The following is an 11196-nucleotide window of genomic DNA, read 5'->3' on the forward strand; positions in this document are numbered from 1 at the left end:
GCACGACGCCGAGCGCCATCGCCGCCGTGGTCATCAGGATCGGCCGCAGCCGCACCTTGGCCGAAGCGACGATCGCGTCGCGCCGACGCATGCCATGCAGCTCGCGCAGCTGGTTGGCGAACTCGACCAGCAAGATGCCGTGCTTGGTGATCAGGCCGATCAGCGTGATCAGGCCGACCTGGGTGTAGATGTTGAGCGTGCCGAGCCCGATATTGAGCGGCACGATGGCGCCGAAGATCGACAGCGGCACCGCCATCATGATGATCAGCGGGTCGCGGAAGCTTTCGAACTGCGCCGCCAGCACCAGGTAGATGACGAGCACGGCCGCGGCGAAGGCGATCATGATGGTGTTGCCCTGCTCCTTCTCCTGCCGGGACTGGCCGGCATAGTCGACGAAGAAGGTTTCGGGCAGCGTCTCCTTGGCGATGTCCTCGATCGCCTTCAGCCCGTCGCCGGTTGTGACACCGGGCAGCGGCAGGGCCGAGATCGTCGCCGAGTTCAGCTGGTTGAACTGCTCGATCGCGGCGGGCGCCGCGTTGGTGGAAATCTTCACCACCGCCGACAGCGGCACCATGTCGCCCGAGGCGCTGCGGACGAAATACTGCGACAGCTTTTCCGGGTTGTCGCGGAATTCCTGCGGCACCTGCGGGATGATGTCGTAGCTGTTGGAGTCACGGTCGAACTGCGCCACCTCGGCGCCGCCGACGAGCAGCGTCAGCGTGCGGCCGATATCGGCGATCGGTAGGTTGAGAGCCGCCGCGCGGTCGCGGTCGATCGTGACCGTCACCTGCGGCGCGTCATAGGACATCGAGTTCTGCACGACGATGAAGCGGCCGGAGGCCTGCGCCTTGTTCTTGATATCCTCGGCCGCCTGGTAGACTTCGGAGGCGTCGCCGGTGGAACGCACCACAAAGGAGATCGGCAGGCCGCCGCCCGAACCGGGCAGCGTCGGCGGCGCGAAGACGAATGCCTCGACGCCGGCCACCTTGGCAAGCCGGCCGGTGATGTCCTCCTGGATCTCCTTCGAGCTGCGGCTGCGCTCGGCCCAGTCCTTGAAGGCGAAGCCGACAAAGGCGCCGTTGGTGGCGCCGCCGAAGGCGACGGCCGAGAACTGCGCGCGCGTCTCGGGGATGTCCCTGACCAGGCCGAGGATCTGATTGACGTAGGTCTCGGTATAATCCGAGGTCGCATAGCGCGGCGCGGTCACGATCGAGAGCAGGAAGCCCTGATCCTCCTCCGGCGCCAGTTCGCTCGAGGTCTTGGTGAACATGAAGCCGGTGAGCGCGACCAGCGCGACCACGATCAGCAGCGTCACCGGACGGTTTCTGAGCGAGCTGGTGACCATCCTCTCGTAGACGCGCTCGACGCGGCCGAAAGTGCCGTCGACAATGCGCTGGAAACGGCTGTGCGAGCCTGCCTTGAGGATGCGCGCCGACATCATCGGCGTGATGGTGATGGCGATGATGCCCGAAAGCACCACCGAGCCGGCAAGCGTCACCGCGAATTCGCGGAACAGCGCGCCGGTGAGGCCGCCGGTGAAGGCGAGCGGGGCGAACACGGCGGCCAGCGTGATGGTCATGGCGACAATGGCGGACAGGATCTCGCGCATGCCGTTGAACGCCGCCTGCATCGGCGACATGTGATCCTCTTCCATGTGGCGATGGATGTTTTCCACCACCACGATGGCGTCGTCGACGACGAGGCCGATGGCGAGCACCATGGCGAGCAGCGACAGTAGGTTGATGGAGTAGCCGACCGCAAACAGCAGGAAGCAGACGCCGATCAGCGACAGCGGAATGGTGACGATAGGCATCATCACCGAGCGGAACGAGCCGAGGAAGAGCAGGATGACGACGATGACGATGGCCACCGCCTCGCCGATGGTCTTGAACACTTCCTCGATCGAGGCGCTGATCTGCTCGGTGGAATCGTAGACGACCTCGATCGACATGCCTTGCGGCAGCGTCTCCTGGATCGTCGGCACCAGCTTGTGGATCGCCGCCGCCGTGGTCAGCGGATTGGCGGCCGGCGTCGGGAAGATGGCAAGGAAGGTGCCGGGCTTGCCATTGAAGCTCACCCGGGTGTCGGTGCTTGCCGCGGCAAGCTCGACGCGCGCCACGTCGCGCAGCCTGACCACATTGCCATCCTTGGAGCGCAGCGGCAGGGCGGCAAAAGCCTCCGGCGTCTGCAAGGTCGAGCGCACGGTGATCGAGGAGACGACGTATTCGTTCTCGGTGTTGCCGGGCGCCGACAGGAAGTTGCTGTCGTTGATGGCGGTCAGCACCTCGGCAGCCGTCACGCCGCGCGCGGCAAGCTTGACCGGGTCGATCCACACCCGCATCGAATATTCCTCGGCGCCGAAAATCTGCACGTCGGCGACGCCCTCGACCGTCGACATGCGCGGGCGGATGACACGCTCGATATATTCGGTCAGCTGCTCCTTCGTCATGTTCGGATTCTGCATCGAAATGTACATCATCGCGAACTCTTGCCCGGTGCCCTTGACGATCACCGGATCCTTGGCGGCGTCAGGCAAAGTGCCGCGCACGCCCTGCACCTTGGACAGGACTTCGGTCAGCGCCACATCGGGATTGGAGCCGAGCTTCATCTGAACAACAACGGTGCTGGACGACGGCCGGCTCGAAGAGGTGACGTAGTCGATGTTCTCGGTCGAGGCGACGGCGCGGGCGATCGGGGCGGAGATGAAGCCCTGGATCAGGTCGGCGCTGGCACCGGGATAGGCCGTGGTGATCGTGATGGCGGTTTCCTCGACCTTCGGATACTGCCGGATCGACAGGTTGAAGATGCCCTGGAAACCCAGCAGCAGGATCATGCAGGCAAGCACGGTCGACAGGACCGGCCGGCGGATGAAGATGTCGGAGAAATTCATTGCTGTGCGGCCTGCTTGTTTGCCGGCTTGGTCGGATCGATCGTGTTGTCGACAGCAACGGACATGCCGTTGAAGAGTCGGTTCTGGCCGGCGGTGACGACCTCATCGCCAGCGGCGATGCCCTCCAGTATCTCGACCATGCCGGCATTGCGGCGGCCGGGCTTGACGAAGACCTGGGCAAGCACGAGCTCCGGCTTTTCGCCCTCCGCCGGCTTGGCCGCGGCATCGGCGGACTTTTCGTCCGGCTTGGCCTGCGGGGTTGAGCCGGTCTTTGTCGCGTCCGGCTTCTCTTCGGGCTTGGCCGCCGGAGCGGCAGCGTCGGCCGCGGGCTTTGCCGGACGGACGACGAAGACGAAGTCGCCATAGAGGCTGGAGGTCAGGGCCGTCTGCGGCAGGCCGAGGACATTCGGCTCCTCCGGCAGTTCGACCCGCACCTGGACGAACTGGCCCGGCGTCAGCTTGCCTTCGGGATTGGCGACCTCGGCGCGGATCGAGACCAACCGGCTCGCCGGGTCGATCTTGGGGTCGATGCCGCGAATGGCGCCGGCGAACGGCATGTCGCTGCTGCCGCCGCCGATGCCAAGCCGCACCGTCTGGCCGATCTTGAGCAGCGGCAGCTGCTGTTCAGGCACCGAGAAGTCGACCCGCATGGTGTCGAGGTCCTGCAGGGTCACCACCGAGGAGCCGGTGGCGAGATATTGGCCAAGGTCGATCTTGGGGATGCCGACCGTGCCGGCGAAGGGCGCCGTCAGCTGCTTCTGGTCGAGCACCGCCTGGAGCTTGTTGACCTGCGAGGCGGAGGCCGACGCGGTCGCCCGCGCGGTGTCGAGCGTGGCGTCGGTGCCGACGCCGCGACGCTGCAATTCGATGGCGCGTTCCAGCGCCGTCTGGTCGGACACGTTCTGCGCCTTGGCCGCCGCGAGATCGGCGCGCTCGACGGCATCGTCGAGCTGCAGTAGCACGGCGTTGTCGGCAACCTTCTGGTTGGCGTGGAACATGATGCTCTTGACGATGCCGGCGGTTTCAACCGTCAGATCGACGCCGCGCACGGCGCTGACGGTGCCGATCGCCTCGACGCCGGGCGTCCAGTCGGACGGTTTGACGATGACCGTCGACACGGTCGCCGCAGGCGGCTTCATGGTGGCGAAATACTGCTTGATCGCGCTGTCGCGAAACAGGTTGAAGCCAACGATGCCGCCGCACACCAGGATGAGCAGAAGCAAAATTCCGGTGATGATCAAGAAGCGCTTCACGAACAGTCCCCCTCGGCCGGCGTCCGGCATAGTCGTCGAACAGCGGGACAAATATCGAAGACAGGTCCCGCTTTCAAATGATGGCGATCTTACTGTACCGTCTGGACGGTGTTGTCAATTCCGCCTAGGCTAATGTAAGGGGGAGGCACCGATGAAAGCCCGCAGAGCAAATTCGCGTGACAGGATACTCGCCGCCGCCGCCGACGTGGCGCGCGAGGCGGGGCCGGGCAGCCTGTCGCTGGACGCCGTCGCCAGCCGCGCCGGCGTCTCGAAGGGCGGCCTGCTCTACAATTTCCCGACCAAGGCCAAGCTGATGCAGGGCCTGGTGGAGGACTATCTGAAGGCGTTCGAGCAGGCGCTGGAGACGCGCACGGCGGACGCGGGCGGCGAAACGCCGCTCGAGGCCTATATCCGGCTTTCGGCCAATGACTGCGAGGAGCCGCAGCCTTCCGCCTCATGGATATTCTCGGCGATCGCCGAGGATCCGGATTTCCTGACGCCGATAAAATCCTTCAAGCGGCAGCTGTTCGAGCGGCTGAAGGGCGAGACGAACGACCTCAAGGCTCTGCTGGTCTGCTTTCTCGCCATCGAGGGGCTTCGCAGCATGAATCTCTTTGATTCCGATGTGCTTTCGCCGGACGAGCGCAGGCTGCTGCTGGCGTCACTGCTGGAGATCGCCAAGGTGAATTGACGCTGGCCGCGACAGGCTAGGCCAACTATCAACCACTCGCCCAAGTTGGTCTGGCAAGCCGTCACACCTAGCGAGGCGGGGATCCCGAGACCGGATCATCCGCTCAATCAATCCGGCGGCGCGAGGTGCGCGACACGCGCAAGAGGATTATGTTGCACGGCACCATGACAATGCCATGTCACGCCCGGTGAGCGCCAGCGCGCGCGCTCCCGGACAGCATCACAACATTGTAATCGCACCGACATATGGCCATGGCATTGTTATGTTGCGGCGCACAAACTATGTGCGGCAATATCGTATTCCACCTGTCGCTGAGATCATCATGGGTTCCCTGTCCTCGAAGAACGCCCTCGTCACCGGCTCCACCAGCGGTATCGGCCTGGCAATCGCCCGCGCCTTTGCCGCAGAGGGGGCCAATGTCACCATCAACGGGCTCGGCGATGCCGCCGCGATCGAGCAGGAGCGCGCCGGCATCGAGAAGGATTTTGGCGTCAAGTGCCGCTATTCAGACGCCAACATGATGGATGGCGCGGCGGTCAGCGCCATGGTGCGTGAGGCCGAAGAGGCGTTCGGCAGCCTCGACATCCTGGTCAACAATGCCGGTATCCAGCATGTCGCGCCGATCGACGAGTTTCCCGACGACAAATGGGAAGCGATCATCCGCATCAACCTGCTGGCGGCCTTCTATGCGATCAAGGCAGCACTTCCCGGCATGAAGGCGCGCAAATGGGGCCGCATCATCAACACGGCCTCGGCGCACGCGCTGGTCGCCTCGCCGTTCAAATCGGCCTATGTCTCGGCCAAGCACGGCATCGCCGGCCTCACCAAGACGGTGGCGCTGGAGGTTGCGCAGAATGGCATCACCGTCAACGCCATCGCGCCGGGCTATGTCTGGACGCCGCTGGTCGAAAAGCAGATCCCCGACACGATGAAGGCGCGCGGCATGACCGAGGAGCAGGTCAAGCACGACGTGTTGCTCGCGGCACAGCCGACCAAGGAGTTCGTCACCGTGGACGAACTCGCCGCGCTGACGATGTTCCTGTGCTCGGACGCGGCCAAGCAGATCACCGGCACGACCTTGCCGATGGATGGCGGCTGGACGGCGCAGTAGGCGCCGTCTCCGCGGCGCGGGCGCCGTTTGCGAAAGCGTCTTTCTTGACAAGGCGAGAGGATCGTTCCAGCATTATGGCAAGGGGTTCATCGCGATGACCCCGTGAGGCGTCAGCCCAACGATCGCGTCCAAGCTCTCTCTTTCCGGAGGTGGACGCCATGCCGTCAACGACCGAAATCACCGTACAGCAACTTTCGCGCCTCGTCGGCTTACCGGACGCGCCCGTCCTCATCGATGTGCGCATCGACGAGGATTACCAGGCCGATCCCCGCCTGCTGCCGGCATCCTGCCGGCGCAATTTCAGAACCGTCGCGAACTGGGCGGGGGAGTTCACCGGCTCCAGGGTGGTCATCATCTGCCAGAAGGGGCAAAAACTCTCGCAAGGCGTGGCAGCCTGGCTGCGCCATGAAGGCATCGAAGCGGAATCGCTGGAAGGCGGCTTCGAGGCCTGGGCGGCGGCCAAGGCGCCGCTGGTCATGGCCGGCGCGATACCGCCGCGCGACGACAAAGGCCGCACGGTCTGGGTGACACGGGCGCGGCCCAAAGTCGACCGCATCGCCTGCCCCTGGCTGATCCGCCGCTTCGTCGATCCCGAAGCGGTGTTCCTGTTCGTCGACGCGGCCGAAGTGCCGGCGGTGGCCGACCGCTTTTCGGCGGTTCCCTTCGACATCGACAATGTGTTCTGGAGCCATCGCGGCGAGCGCTGTACCTTCGATACGATGATCGAGGAGTTCGGCCTCGCCTCCGAAGCGCTCGATCGCCTGGCGCTCATCGTGCGTGCGGCCGACACGGCGCGGCTCGATCTCGTGCCGCAAGCGGCGGGCTTCCTCGCCGCGTCGCTCGGCCTGTCGCGCATGTTCCGCGACGATCTCGAGCAGCTCGAGGCCGGCATGCTCCTCTATGACGCTTTCTTCCGCTGGTGCCGCGACGCCACAGAGGAAACGCACAACTGGCCGAGCGGGAGCAAGCCGTCATGAACGACCTCGCGGCGGACGACGATGCCGAGGCCGCCGTGCCGGCGGCGCCGAGCTTCAGGGAGGCGGTGCGTCTGTGGGCGAAGATCGGTCTGCTCTCCTTCGGTGGGCCGGCCGGGCAGATCGCCCTGATGCACAAGGAGCTGGTCGAGGAGCGCCGCTGGATCGGCGAGCAGCGTTTCCTGCATGCGCTCAACTACTGCATGCTCCTGCCCGGGCCGGAGGCGCAGCAGCTCGCCGTCTATATAGGCTGGCTGCTGCACCGGACCGCCGGCGGCCTCGTCGCCGGCATCCTGTTCGTGCTGCCGGGAGCGGTCGTGATGCTCTGCCTCAGCAGCTTCTACATGCTCTACAACGATGCGCCGGTGATCGAGGCGCTGTTCTTCGGCGTCAAGGCGGCGGTGCTGGCGGTGGTCGTCGAGGCCGTCATCCGCATCGGCAGGCGGGCGCTCAAGAACCGGGCGATGGTGGCGATCGCGGTCGCCGCCTTCCTCGCCATCTATGTCGTCAAGCTGCCGTTCCCGCTGATCATCCTGCTGGCTGGGTTAACCGGGTGGGTCGGCAACCGCCTCGTGCCGGGCCTGTTTTCCGGATCCGCCCATGGCAAGGACACCAAACAGGACAGCCGGGGCGTTGTCGACCTGATGTTCGAGCGCGGCCAGCTCGGACACACCAGGCCAACGAAATGGCACGCGCCGCGCACCATCGCCATCTGGCTGCCGATCTGGCTGGGGCCGGTGGCGCTGATTGCGGCGATGGGCGGCCCGGCCAGCGTCTGGACGCAGCTCGGCAGCTTCTTCAGCGTCATGGCGGTCGTGACCTTCGGGGGCGCCTATGCGGTTCTCGCCTATGTCGCGCAGGCGGCGGTGTCGTCGTTCGGCTGGCTGGCGCCTGGCGAGATGGTCGACGGCCTCGGCCTGGCGGAGACGACGCCGGGGCCGCTGATCCTGGTGCTGCAGTTCGTCGGCTTCGTCGCCGCCTACCGTCACGCCGGCGCGCTCAGCCCGCTGCTTGCCGGGTCGCTCGGATCGTTGCTGACGCTCTGGGTCACCTTCGTGCCTTGCTTCTTCTGGATCTTCCTCGGCGCGCCCTACATCGAGCAGCTGCGGCAGAACAAGGCACTGTCGGCGGCGCTCGGCGCGATCACCGCGGCCGTCGTCGGCGTGGTGATGAACCTCGCGCTGTGGTTCGCGCTGCATGTCGTCTTCGGCACGGTGCGCAGCGTCGGCGTCGGCATGGAGATCCCCGTTCTGGCGTCGCTCGATTGGCGCGCGGCGCTGCTGTCGTTGGCGGCGATGGTCGCCATGCTCAGGCTGAAGGTCGGCATGCTGCCGACGCTGGTTGCATCGGCGCTGGCGGGGCTGGCGCTGCAGGCGCTCTGACCTCGGCGACATCAGCACCCGCTCTCTGGTGGCGGCACTGCAGCAGCGCGTCGATCCGGTCGCGACCGGGGCGATCACGGCAGGGTGATTTCCAGTCCGATCGAACGGCATGGTGTTGTCGGCAGCCGGCATCGAAGGCTACACGGATTGTCGCGTGTGCCCGCAACGATGCCCGGCTGCACGATTGTCTTTCGAGTTGGAACGCAACATGACGCTGACGCGCCGCAAATTTCTGAATACCACGGCGGTGGCCGGCGCGGCAGGGATCGGGCTGTCGGCCATGGGGAAGTTGGTCAGCCGGGCATTGGCCGGGCCCGATCCGGTGACGCTGAAGACGGCCAGGATCGAGGCGAAGCTGATGGATGTCGGCCGGACCAGGGATGTCCTGACCTATGGCGAGGCCGGCATGCCGCCGGTGCTCAGGATGAAGAAGGGCGAGCCCTTCGCCGCGCGGCTGATCAACGGCATCGACGATCCGACGACGATCCATTGGCACGGCATCCGCGTCCCCAACAAGATGGACGGGGTGCCGTTCCTGGTGCAGCCCTATGTCTACACCGGCGATCATTTCGACTATCAGTTCACGCCGCCGGACGCTGGCACCTTCTGGTATCACCCGCACTGCAACACGCTGGAGCAGATGGGTCACGGGCTGACCGGCGTGATCGTGGTCGAGAACCCCAACGATCCGCAATTCGATGCCGAAAAAGTGATCAATCTGCGCGACTGGCGCCTCGGCGACGACGGCCAGTTCATCGACCAGTTCCGGCCTCGCGACGCGGCAAGGGCGGGCACCTATGGAACGGTGCGAACCGCCAACTGGCTCGACCAGCCGCAATTCGACGCGCCGGCCGGCGGGCTGGTGCGGCTGCGGGCAGCCATCACCGACGTCACCCGCGTCTACGCCTTCCGTGTCGAGGGCGCCGAGGCGGCGGTGATCGCGCTCGACGGCAATCCGGTGCCGCAACGCTTCGCGCCCGACGCCTTGCAGCTTGGACCTGGCCAGCGGCTGGATCTCGCCATACGCATGCCCGACGACGAGGGCGCCATCGTCAGCCTGAGGGACGTCAGGGGCACCAAGCCCAAGATACTGGCGACGCTGCGCGCGGTCGGAAAGTCGCTCAAGCGCGACGTTCGCGATCTTGCGCCGCTGGAGGCCAATCCGGTGGCGGAGGTGGATGTCGCCAGCGCCCAGCACATTTCGCTGGCACTCAGCGCCACCGCGGAAAACGTTCCGGCTGACGGCATCTGCGGCTCGCTCGGCTACAGTTTCTGGGCGATCAACAAGGTGCCGTGGCCGGGCGACACGCCGGACCCGACCGCGCCGCTGGCCGACCTGAAGCTCGGCCGAAGCTATGTCATCGACATGGAGAACCTGACGCCGCAATCGCATCCGATCCATCTGCACGGCATGAGCTTCAAGGTGCTGTCGTCGTCGACGCGCCCGGTCCAGCCGCTGGTTTCCGACACCTATCTCATCCAGCCCGACGAGAAGGTTCAGCTGGGTTTCGTGGCCGACAATCCCGGCGACTGGCTGCTGCATTGCCACGTCATCGAGCACCAGAAGTCGGGGATGACGAGCTATATCCGCGTAGCCTGAAGGGACTGGTCGCAAACGCATAGGGCGGTTTGCGCCGCGGAGGCAAAGGCTGGTTTCGCTGCCGCTTGGACAAGGCGCCGTCGCTCGTTTCCAAACTTGACCAGGATGCCATTTCCAAAACCTGCGACCCTGCATTTACAACTAACATGTTAGTGTGGTAAAGCTGCCTGCATAGTGATATCAGGAGAGCTTTCGCAGTGACTTCGCGCTTTGGTCTTTCGGTCGCCCTGGCGACGCCTTTTCACGCGTCCGGGCAGATCGCGGTTCCCGCGATGGTCGCGCAGGCCAAGGCCTGCCTTGTCGCCGGCTGCGGCAGCGCCACGCTGTTCGGCACCACCGGCGAGGGCGCCTCGATCGGCACCGAAGAGCGGCGCCGGATCGTCGAGGCCATGCTTGCCGACGGCATCCCGGCGCATCAGCTCGTTTCCGGCGTGCTGGTCGATGCGGCCGAGGACGCGGCCGAGCAGGCGCGGCATGCGCTGCAGCTCGGCGCCCGCAACATCCTGCTGGCGCCGCCGAGCTATTTCAAGAATGTCGGCGAGGACGGGCTGTTCGGATGGTTCGCCGCCGTCTTCGCGGCGCTCGGTCCGCTGGCCCGCGACGTCCTGCTCTACAACATCCCGTCCGTCACCATGGTGCCGTTGCCGCTCAGCCTGATTGGCCGGCTGCGTGCCGCCTTTCCGAATGTGGTCGCGGGCGTCAAGGATTCGGGTGGCGACTGGACCTACAGCGAGGCGCTGCTTGCCGCGCATGGCGACCTGGTGATCCTGATTGGAGACGAGCGGCATCTGGCGAGGAGCGTGCGGCGGGGCGGGCAGGGCGCCATTTCCGGCATGGCCAATTTCGTTGCCGGCGAGATCCGCGCCATGGCGGTGGACGGCCGCGATGATGCCCGGGTCGAGAATTTCGTGCTCGAACTGCTCAAATTTCCGGTGATACCGGCGGTCAAGGCGATGCTGGCGCGCAGCACCGGCGACGACGGCTGGCTTGCCGTTCGTCCGCCGCTGGAGCCGACCTCGCAGCAGGGGCGCAAGCAGCTTGCCGCGGCCTACGACCAATTGTTTGCGACAGAGCCGGCCTGACCGGCAAAGGAAGCGCTGAATGGAAGACGGCAGCGAACCGGCGACCCTCAGGGAAAAGGCCTATGCCAGCTTCACGCGGCATCTGCTGGCGCGCGACCTGAGGCCCGGGCAGTTCGTGTCGCAGCGCGAGCTGGTCGCCTTCACCGGGCTGCCGCTCGGCGCTATTCGCGAGATCGTGCCGCGGCTCGAGGCCGAGGGCCTGCTGACCACCAT

At 65.6% G+C, this 11196-nt stretch carries 8 protein-coding genes and 1 pseudogene; 7 read left to right on the forward strand and 2 right to left on the reverse strand.

Translation table 11 applies throughout. The annotated features are described in order from the left end of the window. On the reverse strand, positions 1 to 2890 hold a 2890-nt coding region (locus tag EN780_RS17715), incomplete at its 3' end, for an efflux RND transporter permease subunit (protein WP_128274850.1). Beyond that, a complete protein-coding gene (locus tag EN780_RS17720) occupies positions 2887 to 4149 on the reverse strand; it encodes an efflux RND transporter periplasmic adaptor subunit (protein WP_245500005.1) in 1263 nt (420 codons plus the stop codon). The genes EN780_RS17715 and EN780_RS17720, both read right to left, overlap by 4 nt. Before the next feature lie 145 nt (positions 4150 to 4294). On the opposite strand from EN780_RS17720, the gene EN780_RS17725 reads away from it, so the two are divergent. The 7 genes and pseudogenes from EN780_RS17725 to EN780_RS17755 all read left to right on the forward strand — a co-directional run. Beyond that, positions 4295 to 4834 (forward strand): TetR/AcrR family transcriptional regulator, encoded by a 540-nt coding sequence (locus tag EN780_RS17725; protein ID WP_127282655.1) that lies wholly within the window; start codon positions 4295 to 4297, stop codon positions 4832 to 4834. A gap of 322 nt (positions 4835 to 5156) precedes the next feature. Beyond that, positions 5157 to 5945 (forward strand): 3-hydroxybutyrate dehydrogenase, encoded by a 789-nt coding sequence (locus tag EN780_RS17730; protein ID WP_128274852.1) that lies wholly within the window; start codon positions 5157 to 5159, stop codon positions 5943 to 5945. 158 nt (positions 5946 to 6103) lie between these two features. Beyond that, positions 6104 to 6922: a chromate resistance protein ChrB domain-containing protein gene (locus EN780_RS17735; RefSeq protein ID WP_128274853.1), complete on the forward strand. Its 819-nt coding sequence runs from the start codon at positions 6104 to 6106 to the stop codon at positions 6920 to 6922. Then, positions 6919 to 8301, forward strand: coding sequence for a chromate efflux transporter (gene chrA, locus EN780_RS17740; protein ID WP_128274854.1), 1383 nt, complete (start codon positions 6919 to 6921; stop codon positions 8299 to 8301). Before EN780_RS17735 ends, chrA begins: the two co-directional genes overlap by 4 nt. 208 nt (positions 8302 to 8509) lie before the next feature. Then, the gene (locus EN780_RS17745; protein WP_127393738.1) at positions 8510 to 9901 is read left to right on the forward strand and encodes a multicopper oxidase family protein; all 1392 of its coding nucleotides are present in this window, start codon (positions 8510 to 8512) and stop codon (positions 9899 to 9901) included. A gap of 197 nt (positions 9902 to 10098) precedes the next feature. Continuing rightward, positions 10099 to 10983, forward strand: coding sequence for a dihydrodipicolinate synthase family protein (locus tag EN780_RS17750; RefSeq protein WP_127393739.1), 885 nt, complete (start codon positions 10099 to 10101; stop codon positions 10981 to 10983). Positions 10984 to 11002: 19 nt separating this feature from the next. Then, positions 11003 to 11196 (forward strand): annotated as a pseudogene (locus EN780_RS17755) (GntR family transcriptional regulator); the annotation flags it as partial.

The sequence above is a fragment of the Mesorhizobium sp. M4B.F.Ca.ET.089.01.1.1 genome, from assembly GCF_004022605.1.
Classification (GTDB): Bacteria; Pseudomonadota; Alphaproteobacteria; order Rhizobiales; family Rhizobiaceae; genus Mesorhizobium; species Mesorhizobium abyssinicae.

Bases quoted from the DNA above. Each gene is read 5' to 3' on its own strand.
- EN780_RS17725 (WP_127282655.1), top strand. From the start codon at position 4,295: ATGAAAGCCCGCAGAGCAAATTCGCGTGACAGGATACTCGCCGCCGCC.
- EN780_RS17730 (WP_128274852.1), top strand. From the start codon at position 5,157: ATGGGTTCCCTGTCCTCGAAGAACGCCCTCGTCACCGGCTCCACCAGC.
- EN780_RS17735 (WP_128274853.1), top strand. From the start codon at position 6,104: ATGCCGTCAACGACCGAAATCACCGTACAGCAACTTTCGCGCCTCGTC.
- chrA (WP_128274854.1), top strand. From the start codon at position 6,919: ATGAACGACCTCGCGGCGGACGACGATGCCGAGGCCGCCGTGCCGGCG.
- EN780_RS17745 (WP_127393738.1), top strand. From the start codon at position 8,510: ATGACGCTGACGCGCCGCAAATTTCTGAATACCACGGCGGTGGCCGGC.